Source organism: Microbacterium sp. NPDC012755 (genome assembly GCF_042901325.1).
Taxonomy (GTDB): Bacteria; Actinomycetota; Actinomycetes; order Actinomycetales; family Microbacteriaceae; genus Microbacterium; species Microbacterium natoriense.
The window spans coordinates 309,278-323,758 of record NZ_JBIBCT010000001.1 but is presented as its reverse complement, the minus strand read 5'-3'; the positions used below and the strand labels follow the sequence as shown (position 1 = coordinate 323,758).

Sequence of the window (14,481 nt, the reverse complement as noted above, 5' to 3'; positions counted from 1 at the left end):
GCCGGGCGGCAACGCTCGCGTGCCAGCATCCGTGGCACCATGCGCGCTCCCCTCGTCACCGTCATCCTCCCCGCCAAGGACGCCGGCCCGTACATCGCGACCACGCTGGAGACCCTCACGCGCCAGTTCGACGACCCCGCCGCGCTCAAGCTGGTCATGATCGACGACGGCTCCCGCGACGACACCGGGCAGCTCATGCGCCGCTACGCCGAGCGCTTCCCGCACTCCGCGGTGCTCACGACCCCGCGGCCGCAGGGTCTCGCGAGCGCGCGGAACCAGGGCCTCGCGCACGTCGAGGGCGAGGCCTTCTGCTTCGTCGACGGAGACGACTGGATGCAGCCGCACCGCCTCTCCGTGCTGGCGGAGCGGCTGAGGGAGCTGGACTGCGACTTCGTCCGCACCGACCACGTCACCGTCACCGGCGCCAAGCGGGCCCTGCACCGCGCCCCGCAGCCCTGGCGCGAGCGGGTGCTCTCGCCGCGCGACGCGATCCTCCCCGAGAACGAGCCGACCATGGTCGACTACCCCTTCGCGTGGGCGGGCATGTTCCACCGGCGCGTGCTCGATGCCGGCCTCGCCGCCTTCTCTCCCGGACTCTTCACGGCCGAGGACCGGCCGTGGATCTGGCGTCTGCACCTCGAAGCGGAGTCGTTCGCGGTGGTCGACGCTCCGGCGCTGCTGTACCGCCGCGGGGTCGCGACCTCCCTCACACAGATCCGCGATCGCCGCCAGCTCGACTTCGTGCGCGCGATGACGGAGGTGCTCGACGTGGTGGCGTCGGACCGGGATGCCGAGCGCTTCCTGCCCAAGGCGACGTGGACCGTGCTGGCGCTGAGCTCGCGGCATCTCGTGCGGTCACGGCGGATGACGAGTTCGCTGCGTGCGGAGATGCGCAGCGGCATCCTCGGTCTGCTGGAACGTCTTCCCGCCGACGACGTGGCGGGAGTGATCGGGCGGCTCGACGGGCCGCGGCGGCGGGTGCTGGCGCCCCTGCTGCGTCGGGTGGGGAGCGACGCATGACGCAGATCTTCGCGCTGCACAGCGCCTACGGGCTCGCCACCGCGGTCGCCGCGATCGACGCCGGACTGCTCGACGCGGATGGCCGGGCCGAACGGGTCCTCGTGCCGTTCACGTCGTCGCGGGTGCCCGAGACGACGGTCGGCATCGCCGCTGACCCCGCGCTGCGCTCGCTGCGGGAGCGGTTCGACCGCGTGGAGGACCTGGACGTGCTGCTCGGGGCCGCTCACCCCAGCGCGTGGAAGCCGAGGGAGGGCGACCTCCCGATGCTGGAGCGGCTGCTGCGTCGCGCCTGGAACCTCGATCCGCGCGGGCTCGAGCTGTTCGTGCAGAGCCCCCAGGTCGCGCCCGCGCGCACGCTGATGACGCTCTTCCCCGGCGCACGGATCACGATCATCGGCGACGGGCTCATGACCTACTCGCCGATGCGGGTCGCGCTGGGGCACACGGTGTCGGCGCGCATCGAGCGCGTGGTGCACGCCGATGTCGTGCCGGGGGTGCGGCCGCTCGTCGGGGCGCCGCACGCGGAGTCCGTCCCCGTGCCGGCGGCGCGGTTCCGCACGGTCTTCGAGGAGACCGCGGCGGGCGACGCCGCGGGACTCGACGACGGGATGCCGACCGTGCTCGTGCTCGGGCAGTACCTCTCCGCCCTCGGCCTCATGACGGCCGAGGAGGAGGTCGCGCTGCAGGCCGAGCTGATCGATCGTGCAGCGGCCTGGTCGCCCGAGCGGATCGTGTTCAAGCCGCATCCGTCGGCGCCACCCCTGCACACCGACGCGCTGCGGGCCCGCGCGGCATCCCTCGGCATCGCGTTCGCCGAGTACCGGGGGGCGCTCGCGGCCGAGATGCTCGCGGAGCGCCTCGACGTCCTCGCCGTCGTGGCCGGGTTCTCCACCGCCCTGCCGACCGTGCGCGCCCTGTTCGACCGGGAGATCGGCGCGGCCGGCACCGGCACCGTGCTGGCGAGGCTGACGCCGTTCGAGAACAGCAACCGCATCCCGGCGACCATCGTCGACGCCCTCACCCGGCCCGCATCGGGCTACGCCGATCCCGAGCGGCTGCAGCTGCTCATCGACGCCGTCGGGTACGCGATGCAGCCGGAGATCGCCGGTCACCTCCGCCCGCGCGCGGAGGAGCTGCTGCGGGGCATGGATGCCGTCGAACGCGACAGGTACTTCTCCGCCCAGCGGCTCACGGAGCTCCGGCTGCCGGGAGCCCCCGACGAGGGGACGCTGCGGCGGGTGCTGCGACCGGCCGGCGGGATCGGGCGCATGGAGGAATGGCGGTTGACGGCTCTCGGCGCGAGGCGGAGGGCCGGCAGGGCATGGAAGGCGATACGAGGACGATGACATCGACGGTGGCGATCATTCCCGCGCGGGGCGGATCGAAGCAGGTGCCGCGCAAGAACGTACAGCGCGTGGGCGGTGTCCCACTCGTGGCCAGGGCGGTGCACGCCGCGCTCGCGGCGGACAGCATCGACCTCGTCGTGGTGTCGACCGACGACGAGGAGATCGCGGCGATCGGCGCAGCGGCCGGTGCGCGGATCGTGCGCCGCCCCGCCGAGCTCTCCGGTGACACGGCGACCTCCGAGAGCGCGATCCTGCACGCGCTCGACGAACTCGCGGCGGACGGGATCGAGACGGGGGTCGTCGCGTTCCTGCAGGCGACGTCGCCGTTCATCCCCGCCGAGGCCCTCTCCGACGCCGTCGCGCAGGTCGCCGAAGGGCGCGCAGACAGCATGTTCTCGGCCTACGAGACCTACGGCTTCCTCTGGAGGAGGGATGCCGACGGCAGTGCTGCCGCGATCAATCACGACGCCGCGCGCCGACCCCTCAGGCAGGACCGGGAGCCGCACTACCTCGAGACCGGGGCCTTCTACGTGTTCTCGGCCGCGGGCTTCCGCGAGAGCCGGCACCGCTTCTTCGGCCGCACCGCGATCGCAGAGGTTCCGGAGTGGACCGCGATCGAGATTGACGACGAGCAGCAGCTGCGCATCGCGCGCTCTCTGGCGGCGCTGCACGAGCAGCGGCATCCGATCCCGGTGAAGGCCGTCGTCACCGACTTCGACGGCGTGCACACCGACGACACCGCGATCATCGACGCCGACGGCGGGGAGCGCGTGCAGGTGAGTCGCGAGGACGGCATGGGCGTCGCTCTCCTGCGAGCCGCGGGGGTGCCGATGCTGATCCTCTCCACCGAGGTGAACCCCGTCGTGCGGGCACGCGCCGAGAAGCTGCGCGTGCCGGTGCTGCACGGCATCGACGACAAGGAGACGGCGCTGCGCGGCTGGGCCGCTGAACAGGGCCTCGATCTCGCGGACGTCGCCTACCTCGGCAACGACGTGAACGACCTCCCCGCACTGCGCATCGTCGGGTGGCCCGTCGCGGTCGCGAACGCGCACCCGCTCGTCATCGAGGCGGCGCGGGTGGTGCTGTCGCGCGAGGGCGGACGGGGAGCTGTTCGCGAACTGGTCGAACGCGTGTTGTCCAGCTGACGTGCGCCGGTAACCCGGGTGTTGGGCGCAGTTCACCGTCGGCGCGTACCCAGGAGAGAAGGCATTCGCAGACCGGAGGAATCATGACTGTCAGCATCGGATCGCACGTCATCGGAGGCGGTCGTCCCGCCTACGTCATCGCGGAGATCGGCCTGAACCACAACGGCGACGTCGACATCGCGAAGAAGCTCATCGACGTGGCGGCGCGCGCGGGGGCGGATGCCGTGAAGTTCCAGAAGCGCACGCCCGAGATCTCCACCCCCGAGCACATGCGTGACGTGCCGCGCGAGACGCCGTGGGGCACCATGAGCTACCTCGACTACCGCCGCCGGGTCGAGTTCGGCCGCGACGAGTACATCGAGATCGGCGACCACGCCACGATGCTGGGTCTCGACTGGTTCGCCTCGCCGTGGGATGTGCCCAGCGTCGCGTTCCTCGAAGACCTGGGCGTCGTCGCCCACAAGGTCGCCTCGGCCAGCCTCACCGACACCGAGCTGCTGATCGCGCTGCGCGAGACCGGCAAGCCCGTCATCCTCTCCACCGGCATGTCGACGATCGAGCAGATCGACCGCGCCCTGGACACGCTCGGCACCGACCGGGTCGTGCTCATGCACGCGACCTCGACGTATCCCCTCGAGCCGGAGGAGGCGAACCTGCGGGTGATCTCGACCCTCCGCGACCGCTACGCCGGCGTGCCGGTCGGATACTCGGGCCACGAGCGCGGCCTGCAGATCTCCCTCGCCGCCGTCGCCCTCGGCGCCGTCGCGGTCGAACGCCACATCACGCTGGACCGCACCATGTGGGGCTCCGACCACGCGGCATCCCTCGAACCCACGGGTCTCGAGCACCTGGTGCGCGACATCCGCGTGATCGAGAAGGCCCTCGGCGACGGCGTCAAGCGCGTCTTCGACAGCGAGCGCGCGCCCATGGCGAAGCTGCGTCGCGTCCCGGCATGAGCACCGGGCTGCGGGTCGTCGCGATCGCGGACGCCGACTCGTTCGTGAAGTGGTCGGCGTCGCTGCTCGGCGCCGTCCCCGGCATTCGACCGCATCTGCTGCTGGTGAAGACCCCGCTGACCGCGAGCGCCGCCCAGGAGCGCACGGCGCTCGCGGGCGCAGGGCTCGATCCGAGCGCCGTGTCGCGGGTGATGTTCCGCGAGACGGCGCCGTGGCTCGAGGCGCAGCGCCCCGACGTCGTGCTGCTCGCCGGCCGGGGTCCGTTCGTGCGGCTGATGGGGCGGATGATCGACGGCCTGCGGCACCGCCCCGTGACGGTGGCGGGTCTTCCGGGGATGGCGATCCCCGCGCAGCGCGGAGCCCTGGACTATCGCCGCCACGTCGACCTCCTGGTGGTGCACTCGCATCGGGAGGAGCGGGCGTTCGCCGAACTGGGCGGCCGCATCGGCGTCGACGTGCCGACCGCGCTCGCGACGCTCCCCTTCGCGAGGACGCGGGCGCGGATGCTGTCGCCCGCCGTCGCGCGCGCCAGGGCGGAGCGCGGGGTCCTGGTCGACGAGAAGCCGACGTCTTCGGCGCCCGCTCTCGCGAAGGCCGCGGCGACCGACATCGTCTTCGCGGCGCAGGCGCTCGTGCCGGCGGATCGGGAGGAGCGCGCCGAGATCGCCGCGACGCTGGTGCGGGCGGCGAAGGCCGATCCCGGTCGACGCGTGGTCGTGAAGCTGCGGTCGCGGCCGGGCGAGGTGGAGACGCACCTGGAGCGCGACGCGTACACCGAGCTGCTCGGCGAGCGCCGCCCCGACAACCTCGTGTTCTCGTACGACTCCATGGCCGCCGCGCTCTCGACCGCCGCGGGGCTCGTCACGGTGAGCTCCACCGCCGCGATCGAGGCCGTGGCCCAGGGCGTCCCGGTCATCGCTCTCGACAGCTTCGGGGTGAGCAAGTCGCTGCTGAACACCGTGTTCGTCGGCAGCGGGCTGCTCGGCGGGCGGAGCGAGGTCGTCGCAGGGCGGTTCCGGCATCCGCATCCCGACTGGCTGCGCGACAACTACTTCCATCCCGAGATCGAGTCCACGTGGTGGGAGCGGGTCGAGGAGCTCGTCGTGCGGCGTCGAGAGGGCTCGCTCCCCGCGCGACGTGTCCCTGCGGCGCGCGGTGGTGCGCTGCACGAGGCCTGGCACCGGGCGAGCGTGCTGGGCCGCGACGACCGCACTCTCGCCGGACGGGTCGCGCTGGCGGTCGGAGTGCCCGCCACACGAGCGCTCGCCGCGGTGCGCCGACGTCGTCAGCCTGCGGGTCTGGGCACGTGGGGCGATGCGGGCACCGACTTCACGCTCGAGCCGAACCCGTTCCACGACTCGATCCGTCGGTAGCGGATCGACTTCCGCGACCGGTCAACGGCCGATGACGGCGGCGATCTGTCGTCTGATGTCGTCGGCGAGGTCGTCGATGCTGCGTGTCGCGTTCACCGTGGCGGCCATCGTGAGGAACATGATCGCCGACACGACTCGCGCCTGGGTCGTCGCCCGCGCCTCCGCATCGACCATGCCCCGGCTGAGGATGCGGGCGACCGCGTCTTCCGTTGATCCCACGATCGAGAGGGCCTCGGCGTGGCGTTGGTCGTCCACGCTTCCGAAGACCATTTCGCGGAGGTAGGTTCGTCCGTTGTCGATCTGGACGCGGTTGCATTCGATGATCGGTCGAAGGAGCGCCATCACCGCATCGAGCGCATCTGTCATCGCCTCGGCGGCGTGCCGGCCCTTCTCGAGCGCCTCGGCGTAGTGCGCGTTCTGCACGAGCAGCAGCAGCTCGCCTTTCGTCTTCGCGTAGAGGAACACGGTGCCGGTGCCGACGTCCGCCTTCTCGGCGATCTGCTGGGTGGTCACGTCGTCGACGCCGTACTCGGCGAAGAGCGCAGCGGCGGCCGCCGTGATCCGCTCCAGCTTCTGCTGCTTGTTGCGCTCACGACGCCCTGCGGATGCGAGCTGGGCCGACATGTGATCCTCTCGGAATAGAAACTGAGTGCACTCAGTTATGAGTGGAGTCGCTCACGCGCACTCACCATCATCACCCATTGTCCCCACAGAAGAGAGATCTGCTCATGCCCACACTCAACGGCGCCGTCGTCCTCATCACCGGAGCGAACGGCGGGATCGGCACCCGTTTCGTCGAACAGGCGCTCGCGCGTGGGGCGGCCAAGGTGTACGCCACCGCCCGCACCCCGCGGGAGTGGACGGATCCCCGCGTGGTTCCTCTGGTCCTCGATGTGACCGATCCCGCATCGATCCGTGCGGTCGTCGAGGCGGCGCCCGACGTGACCGTGCTCGTCAACAACGCCGGTGCATCCGTGCCCACCGCCGGCATCCTCTCCCATTCCGATGAGGACATCCGCCGCAACGTCGAGACGAACTTCCTCGGCCCGCTCTTCCTCGCTCGTGCGTATGCGCCCCTCCTCTCCGGACGGCCCGGTGCTGCGATCATCGACATCCACTCGGCACTCGCGTGGTACGCGGTCGGAGGCATCTACAGCGCCACCAAGGCCGCGCTGTGGTCGGCGACCAACTCCCTTCGACTGGAACTCGCTCCGGCCGGTGTCCACGTCGTGGGGGTGCACGTCGGGTACGTCGACACGGCGATGGCCGCTCACGTCTCCGACCCGAAGACGGACCCCGCCGCGCTCGTGGCCGCGGTTCTCGATGCCACCGAGCGCGACGAGTACGAGGTTCTCGCCGACGACACCTCCGTGCAGCTGAAGGCGGGTCTCAGCGCGCCGCTCGAAGCGGTGTACCCGCAGCTTCGCACCACGACGGTCTGACCCGGCTCAGACGGTCACGAGAAGACAGGAGAAGGACATGCGCGCATTCGTCGTCAAGAAGTACAGGCGACCACTGGAGCTTCAGGACGTCGCCGAGCCGGAGGTCGGCGACACCGACGTGCTGGTGCGGGTCGAAGCGGCGGGCGTCAACCAGCTCGACGAGAAGATCCGCAGCGGAGAGTTCGCGCAGATCCTTCCCTACGCGCTCCCCCTCGTGCTCGGCAACGACGTCGCGGGTACGGTGATCCGCGTCGGACGGCTGGTGCGGGGATTCCGTCCCGGCGATGAGGTGTACGCGCGACCGGACGCGGCGCGGATCGGGACGTTCGCCGAGCGCATCGCGGTCGACGAAGCCGATCTGGCTGCGAAACCGGCGAACATCTCGATGGCCGAGGCGGGGTCGTTGCCCCTCGTCGCTCTCACCGCCTGGCAGGCGCTGGTGGAGAGGGGGCGGCTCGCTCCGGGGCAGAAGGTCCTCATCCACGCCGGCGCCGGCGGAGTGGGGTCCATCGCGATCCAGCTCGCCAGGCACCTCGGGGCGCACGTGGCCACCACAGCGAGCGGCGCCAATGCCGATTTCGTCCGTGACCTCGGCGCCGACGTCGTGATCGACTACCGCCGAGAGGACTTCGCGGAGGTCCTCTCGGGGTACGACCTGGTGCTGGACAGCCTCGGAGGCGAGAACCTCGAGAAGTCGCTGCGTGTGCTGAAGCCGGGCGGGCGGGCGATCGGCATCTCGGGGCCGCCGGATCCGGCTTTCGCCAGAGCTGCGGGGCTCAACCCGCTCCTCGTCCTCGCGATCACCGCTCTCAGCCGCAGGATCCGTCGTCAGGCGAAAAGGCTCGGGGTGGCGTACGAGTTCCTCTTCATGCACGCCGATGGTGAGCAGCTCCGGGAGATCACCGATCTCGTGGAGCGGCGGATGATCCGCCCCATCGTCGCGCGGACCTATCCGTTCGCTCAGGTGCCGGAGGCTCTCGCCGATGTCGCCGCAGGGGTGAGCCGCGGCAAAGTGGTGATCACGGTGTCGACGTGACGTCTCACCGTGGGAGCGCGCCCTCGGCGGGGCCGGGCGGCGGCGCATCGGGGTCGACGAGGTAGGGCGCGTACTCGTCGTCCCACCTCTGCAGGGTCTGCACCCACCAGAACACGGCGAAGAGAGACAGCGCGAACGCCTCCCCGATCAGGACGAGCGGGAAGCCGTTCAGGTGATCGCGGATCGCGAAGGCCACGATGAGGACGACGAGGTCTCCGGCCATGCAGCGGCTGACCCAGCGGTAGAGGGTCCTCTGCCAGGGCGCGGGCGCCGTCTGCTCGTCGCTCTCGTCCTCGCGGGCATGCAGGAGGGGAACGGCCGCGAACGTGCCGAAGAACAGCAGGGTCGCCGCGAAGTGGATGCTGGAGGGGAACGGCCAGAAGTTGAACGGGAACCCGTCGCTGAGACCGGGGGCGAACGCGAGGGCGAGCATCACGACCGCGGTGGCGGCGGCGACCCACGACACGATCGCCGCTGACTTCCGGCTCCGCGCGGCATCCTCCCGCAGCAGTGTCTGCTCGGCGTGCTCCTCGGGGCTGAGCGCCGGACGGGTGCTCCGCTCGCGTCGGAGTCGGTCGTGTCTGCGGACCAGGGCCATGACGATGATCGTGGTGAACACGACCACCGCGTAGACGGTGATGCCCGCCCGTGCGCCGTCCAGGTACTCGTCCGGCACGCAGTCGCCGCTCTCGGGGCAGATCTGCTCCGGCGTGCGCTGAGACGGAGCGATGCCCGTGGGCACGAGGGCGATCAGCGGAGCGAAGAGCGCCGAGATGTCGAGGAGGGTGACGGCGCGCGAGCGGCCGGAGAGCGCGAGGAGAGCGAGGGATGCCGCGATCAGCGCTCCGACGAACACGGTGCGGACGGGCGTGTAGAAGTAGTGGCTGATCGACGGCAGCATGTTCCAGCCGAACTCCAGCGGACGCCAGGAGACCACGGCCGTCTGGATCAGCACGCTCGCCAGGATCGCGAAGACGACGAAGACCAGGGAGAGCCGCAGGTAGCGGTGGGTCTTCAGCACCGTGGAAGGCGGGCGTACCGGGTTCTCCATCATCGTCGTCCCCTCAGGGCGTCACGGGATGCGGCGGCGCTGCCGGCATCGTCGAACGGCCGCGTATGGAGGGGACGCTACACCCGGACGGGCGGCCGGAACAGGGGCGTCGCGGCGGGAGTCACGCGTCGACGAGCACCGCGGACACCGAGGTCAGAGCATCCGGCACGAGACGGTAGTACGCCCAGGTGCCCCGCTGGGAGCGAGTCAGGAACCCGGCGGTGGTGAGCACCTTGAGGTGATGGGAGACCGTCGGCTGGGACAGGCCGACCGGGTCGATGAGGTCGCAGACGCACGCCTCCTGGTCGGTGCTGGAGGCGACGATCGACAGCAACCGCAGCCGGGCCGGATCTGCGAGGGCCTTCAGACGGGCGGCGAGATTCTCCGCGTCATGCTGTCCGAGCGGTTCCTTCACGAGCGGAGCGCAGCAGGTGGTGCCGGCGGAGACATCGGTGACCTCGAGCAGCTGGACCATGTATCGATACTAATCGATATTGACAGTCATCGATAGATACGCCCATACTTGCATCGACGTTCATCGATATATGGAGGATCCTGATGGTGACGCTGCTCGATCTCACTCCCCGGACGGTCGCTTCCGACCGGCTCTCGACGTTGCCGGTCGTGGTCATCGGCGCCGGCCCGATCGGCCTCGCGGCCGCGGCGAACCTCGCCGAGCGCGGCATCGACGTCATGATCCTCGAGGCAGGGGAGCGGGTGGCCGCGTCCGTTCAGCGCTGGGGGCACACCCGCCTGTTCTCCCCGTGGCGCCACCTGGTCGATCCCGCGTCGCGGCGACTGCTGGAGGCATCGGGATGGGCGATGCCCACGGAGGGGCGCGCGCCGACCGGGCAGGAGTTCGTCGACGACTACCTGGTACCTCTCGCGGAGCTTCCCGAGATCGGATCGCGGATCCGGTTCGCCTCCCGTGTGATCGCGGTGTCGAGGGAGGGCATGGACCGCACCCGGACGGCCGGGCGCGCGCAGGCCCCGTTCCTGCTGCGCATCCAGCGTGCAGACGGTCAGGTCGAGGAGCAGACGGCGCGGGCGGTGATCGATGCGTCCGGCACCTACTCGACCCCGAACCCCCTCGCCTCCTCCGGCCTCATCCCGCTCGGGTTCGACGGGGTCGCCGACCGGGTGCTGCATGCCCTGCCGGATGTCCTCGGGGCGGATCGGGAGCGGTTCGCCGGTCGGCACACGGTGGTCGTCGGGGCCGGGCATTCGGCGGCGAACACCCTCATCGCCCTCGGCAAGCTGGTTCGCGATGAGCCGGGGACGCAGGCGACGTGGGTGATCCGGAACCCTTCCGCGATCAGGGTGTCATCCTCGCCGGATGACGAGCTGCCCGATCGTGCGAAGCTCGGCACCCGTACCGACCGACTGGTCGCGTCCGGAGCCGTCGCGGTGGTCGACTCGTTCGAGATCTCCGGTCTCGAACCCTCCGGTGACGGGATCCGAATCGTCGGCACGCGCCGCGGAGAGCCGGGGATGGTGGAGGCGGATCTGGTCGTCAACGCGACCGGGTTCCGTCCCGACCTGGACATGCTCCGCGAGATCCGCCTCGAGCTGGATGACATCGTCGAGGCGCCGAAGCGGCTGGCCCCGCTGATCGATCCGAACGTCCACTCCTGCGGGACGGTCGAACCGCACGGGTTCCGAGAGCTCACGCATCCCGAGCCGGGGTTCTTCGTCGTCGGGATGAAGTCCTACGGGCGGGCGCCGACGTTCCTCCTCGCCACCGGTTACGAGCAGGTCCGCTCCGTCACCGCATGGCTCGACGGAGACCTCCCCTCGGCCGCACAGGTCGCTCTCACGCTGCCGGCGACCGGGGTCTGCTCCACCGGAGACGCGACCGGATCGTCCTGCTGCTCATGACGATCGGCATCCGCCCGATGAGCCAGGGCGACGGAGGACGGATCTCGCGCCTCCTGCGCGGACCGAACGACGGCGCCCGGCGGCATGCGGTGCTCATCGAAGGGCTTTCCGCCTGCAGCGGCTGATCGGCGCGATCGCCGGCGGGTCGGCGGACCAGAGGCCTCCCTCATCAGAGGGAGGCCTCTGACCGATCGATCAGCTGCTGCGGCGGATCGACCGGATGCCGACAGCGAGTCCGACCACCGCGACCGCGGCCGCCGCGACCCAGCCCCACAGCACAGTGATGTCGCCGAGGTCTCCGGCGAACAGCGCGCGCTCGGCCTGCACGATCCAGTTCACGGGGTTCACCGAGGCCACGGCGCGCATCCATGCGGGTCCGTCGTCGAGCGGCAGGAGCATGCCCGACAGGATCAGCAGCGGGAAGATCAGGGCCTGCTGCACACCCCAGAACAGCCACTCTCGATCCTTCGTGGCCAGAGCCAGCGAGTAGGAGAGCGAGCCGAGCCCCACGCCGAACACCGCGAGCAGCGCCAGCCCGATGAGGAGGCCGGGCAGGTCGATCGCGAATCCGAAGGGCCAGGCGATCAGGACGATCACGATCGACTGCACGACGATCGGGGCGACCTCCTTGAGCGCACGGCCGATCAACAGCGACGACCGGGCGAGAGGGGCGACGAGAGTGCGCTCGTGCGAGCCGGTCATCATCTCGTACTGCAGATTCGAGCCGGTCGCGCCGGTGCCGAACAGGACGATCATGACGAGCACGCCAGGCACGAACCACGCCAGCGTCTCGCCGGCAGGTCGACCGGAGCCGCCGATCAGCAGCGGCGCGAACAGCCCGAGGAACACGAGCGGCTGGAGCAGGCTGAAGATCAGCGTGAACGGATCTCGTACGACGGGCCTGAGCTCGCGAGCGAGGACGTTCTTCGTGTCCCTGGCGAGGTTCGGGCGCACGAGGGTGTCGATGGTGGTCATGAGAGGACTCCCGTCCGGGTGGTTTCGCTGGGGGCTTCGGAATCGGATGCCGCGTCTGCGGCCCCCCCCCCTGCGTCCCGCAGGGTGCGGCCGGTCAGGGCGAGGAACACGTCGTCGAGCGTGGGCGGCACGCCGGTCGCCCTGCGCACCTGGATGCCGGCGGCATCCAGCTCGTGGACGATCACGGGGAGCAGGAGGTCCCCGTCCGGAACGGCGAGAGACACGGAGTCCGCGTCGACCGTGACCTCGGCGGGGCTGAGCCGGGAGATCACGGCACGAGCGCTCGCTGCGTCCGCGTCATCGGCGAAGCCGAAGGTGAGGACATCCCCGGCCAGCGTCGCCTTGAGCGCGGCGGCGTCGTCGTCGGCGATGATGCGGCCCTTGTCCATCACCATGACGCGCTCGGCGTAGCGATCAGCCTCTTCGAGATAGTGCGTGGTGAGGAACACCGTCGTGCCGTGCTGGGTGCGGAGGTCGAGGATGTGCTCCCAGAGGTTGGCCCTGCTCTGCGGGTCGAGGCCTGTCGACGGCTCGTCGAGGAAGATCAGCGGCGGGGCGTGCATGAGTCCGAGGGCGATGTCGAGGCGGCGCTTCTGCCCGCCGCTGAGCTGCTGCACGGTGCGGGCGGCGAAGGAGCCGAGATCGAGGGAGTCGATGAGCTCGTCGGCCCGGCGCGCGCTGTCGCGCTTCGACATCCCGTAGAACGCTCCCTGACTGAGGAGCTCATCGCGCACCCGCTGCGAGAAGCTCCCGCTCGTGAGCTGGCCGACGTAGCCGATCCGGGCGCGGACGCCGGCAGCATCCGTACGGATGTCGTGGCCGACCACCCGTGCCGTGCCGGACGTCGGCGGGATCAGCGTCGTGAGCATCCGCAGGCTCGTCGACTTCCCGGCTCCGTTCGGTCCGAGGAACGCGACGAGTTCTCCGCGCGCCGCGGTGAAGGAGAGGTCGGTGACCGCGTCGACCGACGTCTTCTTGACGGTGAAGACCTTGGTCAGGCCCTCGGTTTCGATGATGGGTTCAGTTGCCATACCTCGAAGGTAGAAACCAACCAGGACAGATTCTGTCCGCAATATCTGCGAATCTTGAGACATGTCCGATACGACCTCCCGCGCACTCGCCCTGCTCAATCTGCTGCAGACGCACCGGCACTGGCCGGGCACCGAGCTTGCGAGCAGGCTCGGCGTCACCCAGCGCACCGTGCGGCGCGACGTCGACAGGCTGAGGGAGCTCGGCTACCGCGTGGAGTCGACGCCCGGCGCTGCGGGCGGGTACCGGCTGGAGGCGGGGAGCGCCGTGCCACCGCTGCTGCTCACGGATGACGAGGCGGTGACGATGGCGATCGGTCTGCGGGTCGCCGCGACGCAGCAGCTCGTCGGAGGAGCCGAGGTCACTCTCACCGCACTGGCCAAGCTCGAGCAGGTGCTGCCGTCGGCGCTGCGCCGAAGGGTGAACGCGCTCGCCGAGTCCGTGCAGCCTCCGCGCATCGGAGACGCGCCGGTCGTGTCGCCAGAGGTGCTCGGCGAGATCGCGCTCGCCACCAGGGATACAGAGCGGCTCCGGCTGCGGTACATCGACGGGGCCGGCGCCGAGAGCATCCGTCGGGTCGAGCCGCACGCGCTGGCGCCGTCCGGCCGCAAGTGGTTCCTGCTGTGCTGGGATCTCGACCGAGACGACTGGCGCACCTTCCGCGTCGACCGCATCGAGACGGTCGATCACACGCGCGTGCTGTTCGCCAGGAGGCTGATCACCCGCGAGGAGATCGAGGAACGCATCCTCGTGGCATCGTCGTGGTCTCCGCAGAGGGTCGAGGCCGATGCCGTCATGGAACTCCCTCTCGCCGAGATGCAGGAGCGCTTCGGCGTCTGGTCTCAGGGGGCGACGGCGGAGGGCGCCGACCGCACTCGCTGGCCGTTCGGCGGCGGCGACTGGCGCGATGCCATGTACGCGCTGCTGTGGATCCCGGAGGGCGTCGAGTACGCGACCACGTTCCCCGAGCCGGAGCGTGCAGAACTGCGCGAGGCGCTGGAACGGATGCTGCGCGCCCTCGACGCTCCGGTCCCTGGCATCGCCTGACGCCCGTCGCCGTCATCGCCGGACTCATAGCGTTATCCCAGGCAACGAGCCTGGTCATCCGCGGATCCGCCGGGTAGCGTCGAGGTCATCATCGCGGCGATCCGGGCGGTCCCGGGCTCCGGCTCATAACCGGCAGCGTGGCGGGTTCGACTCCCGCCGTCGCGTCCACGTCGCACGTCCCGC

General features: G+C 70.4%; 15 protein-coding genes and 1 tRNA gene. 11 read left to right on the top strand and 5 right to left on the bottom strand.

Features of this window, described 5'->3' with window-relative positions:
- Positions 1-39 precede the first annotated feature (39 nt).
- The 5 genes from ACFY5A_RS01690 to ACFY5A_RS01670 all read left to right on the top strand — a co-directional run bounded on the left by ACFY5A_RS01690 (position 40) and on the right by ACFY5A_RS01670 (position 5,840).
- Complete coding sequence (locus ACFY5A_RS01690) at positions 40-1,020, top strand: glycosyltransferase family 2 protein (RefSeq protein WP_387231409.1); 981 nt, start codon at positions 40-42, stop codon at positions 1,018-1,020.
- Positions 1,017-2,366 carry a polysialyltransferase family glycosyltransferase gene (locus ACFY5A_RS01685; protein WP_387231407.1) on the top strand — a complete coding sequence of 450 codons (1,350 nt, stop codon included), beginning with the start codon at positions 1,017-1,019 and terminating at the stop codon, positions 2,364-2,366. Before ACFY5A_RS01690 ends, ACFY5A_RS01685 begins: the two co-directional genes overlap by 4 nt.
- Complete coding sequence (locus ACFY5A_RS01680; protein ID WP_341941372.1) at positions 2,363-3,511, top strand: acylneuraminate cytidylyltransferase; 1,149 nt, start codon at positions 2,363-2,365, stop codon at positions 3,509-3,511. The genes ACFY5A_RS01685 and ACFY5A_RS01680 overlap by 4 nt, the downstream gene beginning before the upstream one ends.
- Before the next feature lie 83 nt (positions 3,512-3,594).
- Positions 3,595-4,467, top strand: coding sequence for an N-acetylneuraminate synthase family protein (locus tag ACFY5A_RS01675; RefSeq protein WP_387231405.1), 873 nt, complete (start codon positions 3,595-3,597; stop codon positions 4,465-4,467).
- On the top strand, positions 4,464-5,840 hold the full coding sequence (locus ACFY5A_RS01670; RefSeq protein ID WP_341941374.1) for a DUF6716 putative glycosyltransferase: 1,377 nt from the start codon (positions 4,464-4,466) through the stop codon (positions 5,838-5,840). The genes ACFY5A_RS01675 and ACFY5A_RS01670 overlap by 4 nt, the downstream gene beginning before the upstream one ends.
- Positions 5,841-5,861: 21 nt before the next feature.
- Here the strand turns inward: ACFY5A_RS01670 and ACFY5A_RS01665 are convergent, their stop codons facing one another.
- Entirely contained in the window at positions 5,862-6,464 is a 603-nt protein-coding gene (locus tag ACFY5A_RS01665) for a TetR/AcrR family transcriptional regulator (RefSeq protein WP_387231403.1), read from the bottom strand.
- 104 nt (positions 6,465-6,568) lie between these two features.
- Between ACFY5A_RS01665 and ACFY5A_RS01660 the strand changes: the two genes are divergently transcribed.
- Both ACFY5A_RS01660 and ACFY5A_RS01655 read left to right on the top strand, forming a co-directional pair.
- A complete protein-coding gene (locus tag ACFY5A_RS01660; RefSeq protein WP_387231401.1) occupies positions 6,569-7,282 on the top strand; it encodes an SDR family oxidoreductase in 714 nt (237 codons plus the stop codon).
- Positions 7,283-7,319: 37 nt separating this feature from the next.
- Entirely contained in the window at positions 7,320-8,318 is a 999-nt protein-coding gene (locus ACFY5A_RS01655) for an NADP-dependent oxidoreductase (protein WP_341941377.1), read from the top strand.
- Positions 8,319-8,322: 4 nt separating this feature from the next.
- Here ACFY5A_RS01655 and ACFY5A_RS01650 read toward each other — a convergent pair whose 3' ends face one another.
- Entirely contained in the window at positions 8,323-9,372 is a 1,050-nt protein-coding gene (locus ACFY5A_RS01650) for a hypothetical protein (protein ID WP_341941378.1), read from the bottom strand.
- A gap of 118 nt (positions 9,373-9,490) precedes the next feature.
- Positions 9,491-9,844, bottom strand: coding sequence for a metalloregulator ArsR/SmtB family transcription factor (locus tag ACFY5A_RS01645; protein WP_387231398.1), 354 nt, complete (start codon positions 9,842-9,844; stop codon positions 9,491-9,493).
- Between the two features lie 83 nt (positions 9,845-9,927).
- On the opposite strand from ACFY5A_RS01645, the gene ACFY5A_RS01640 reads away from it, so the two are divergent.
- Both ACFY5A_RS01640 and ACFY5A_RS01635 read left to right on the top strand, forming a co-directional pair.
- On the top strand, positions 9,928-11,247 hold the full coding sequence (locus tag ACFY5A_RS01640) for an FAD-dependent oxidoreductase (RefSeq protein WP_387231396.1): 1,320 nt from the start codon (positions 9,928-9,930) through the stop codon (positions 11,245-11,247).
- A complete protein-coding gene (locus ACFY5A_RS01635) occupies positions 11,244-11,372 on the top strand; it encodes a hypothetical protein (protein WP_341941380.1) in 129 nt (42 codons plus the stop codon). Before ACFY5A_RS01640 ends, ACFY5A_RS01635 begins: the two co-directional genes overlap by 4 nt.
- A gap of 70 nt (positions 11,373-11,442) precedes the next feature.
- Here the strand turns inward: ACFY5A_RS01635 and ACFY5A_RS01630 are convergent, their stop codons facing one another.
- Positions 11,443-12,222, bottom strand: a complete 780-nt coding sequence (locus ACFY5A_RS01630; protein ID WP_387231394.1) for an ABC transporter permease — start codon at positions 12,220-12,222, stop codon at positions 11,443-11,445.
- Positions 12,219-13,253 (bottom strand): ATP-binding cassette domain-containing protein, encoded by a 1,035-nt coding sequence (locus ACFY5A_RS01625; RefSeq protein ID WP_387231392.1) that lies wholly within the window; start codon positions 13,251-13,253, stop codon positions 12,219-12,221. The genes ACFY5A_RS01630 and ACFY5A_RS01625 overlap by 4 nt, the downstream gene beginning before the upstream one ends.
- A gap of 61 nt (positions 13,254-13,314) precedes the next feature.
- Here ACFY5A_RS01625 and ACFY5A_RS01620 point away from each other — a divergent pair, with 61 nt between their 5' ends.
- Both ACFY5A_RS01620 and ACFY5A_RS01615 read left to right on the top strand, forming a co-directional pair.
- Positions 13,315-14,298: a YafY family protein gene (locus tag ACFY5A_RS01620; protein ID WP_105672794.1), complete on the top strand. Its 984-nt coding sequence runs from the start codon at positions 13,315-13,317 to the stop codon at positions 14,296-14,298.
- A 92-nt stretch (positions 14,299-14,390) separates the two neighbouring features.
- Positions 14,391-14,466: transfer RNA gene (locus ACFY5A_RS01615), tRNA-Met, on the top strand.
- Positions 14,467-14,481: the final 15 nt, after the last annotated feature.

Bases quoted from the DNA above. Each gene is read 5' to 3' on its own strand.
- ACFY5A_RS01650 (WP_341941378.1), bottom strand. From the start codon at position 9,372: ATGATGGAGAACCCGGTACGCCCGCCTTCCACGGTGCTGAAGACCCAC.
- ACFY5A_RS01635 (WP_341941380.1), top strand. From the start codon at position 11,244: ATGACGATCGGCATCCGCCCGATGAGCCAGGGCGACGGAGGACGGATC.
- ACFY5A_RS01660 (WP_387231401.1), top strand. From the start codon at position 6,569: ATGCCCACACTCAACGGCGCCGTCGTCCTCATCACCGGAGCGAACGGC.
- ACFY5A_RS01690 (WP_387231409.1), top strand. From the start codon at position 40: ATGCGCGCTCCCCTCGTCACCGTCATCCTCCCCGCCAAGGACGCCGGC.
- ACFY5A_RS01665 (WP_387231403.1), bottom strand. From the start codon at position 6,464: ATGTCGGCCCAGCTCGCATCCGCAGGGCGTCGTGAGCGCAACAAGCAG.
- ACFY5A_RS01625 (WP_387231392.1), bottom strand. From the start codon at position 13,253: ATGGCAACTGAACCCATCATCGAAACCGAGGGCCTGACCAAGGTCTTC.
- ACFY5A_RS01630 (WP_387231394.1), bottom strand. From the start codon at position 12,222: ATGACCACCATCGACACCCTCGTGCGCCCGAACCTCGCCAGGGACACG.
- ACFY5A_RS01645 (WP_387231398.1), bottom strand. From the start codon at position 9,844: ATGGTCCAGCTGCTCGAGGTCACCGATGTCTCCGCCGGCACCACCTGC.
- ACFY5A_RS01655 (WP_341941377.1), top strand. From the start codon at position 7,320: ATGCGCGCATTCGTCGTCAAGAAGTACAGGCGACCACTGGAGCTTCAG.
- ACFY5A_RS01680 (WP_341941372.1), top strand. From the start codon at position 2,363: ATGACATCGACGGTGGCGATCATTCCCGCGCGGGGCGGATCGAAGCAG.
- ACFY5A_RS01685 (WP_387231407.1), top strand. From the start codon at position 1,017: ATGACGCAGATCTTCGCGCTGCACAGCGCCTACGGGCTCGCCACCGCG.
- ACFY5A_RS01620 (WP_105672794.1), top strand. From the start codon at position 13,315: ATGTCCGATACGACCTCCCGCGCACTCGCCCTGCTCAATCTGCTGCAG.
- ACFY5A_RS01640 (WP_387231396.1), top strand. From the start codon at position 9,928: ATGGTGACGCTGCTCGATCTCACTCCCCGGACGGTCGCTTCCGACCGG.
- ACFY5A_RS01675 (WP_387231405.1), top strand. From the start codon at position 3,595: ATGACTGTCAGCATCGGATCGCACGTCATCGGAGGCGGTCGTCCCGCC.
- ACFY5A_RS01670 (WP_341941374.1), top strand. From the start codon at position 4,464: ATGAGCACCGGGCTGCGGGTCGTCGCGATCGCGGACGCCGACTCGTTC.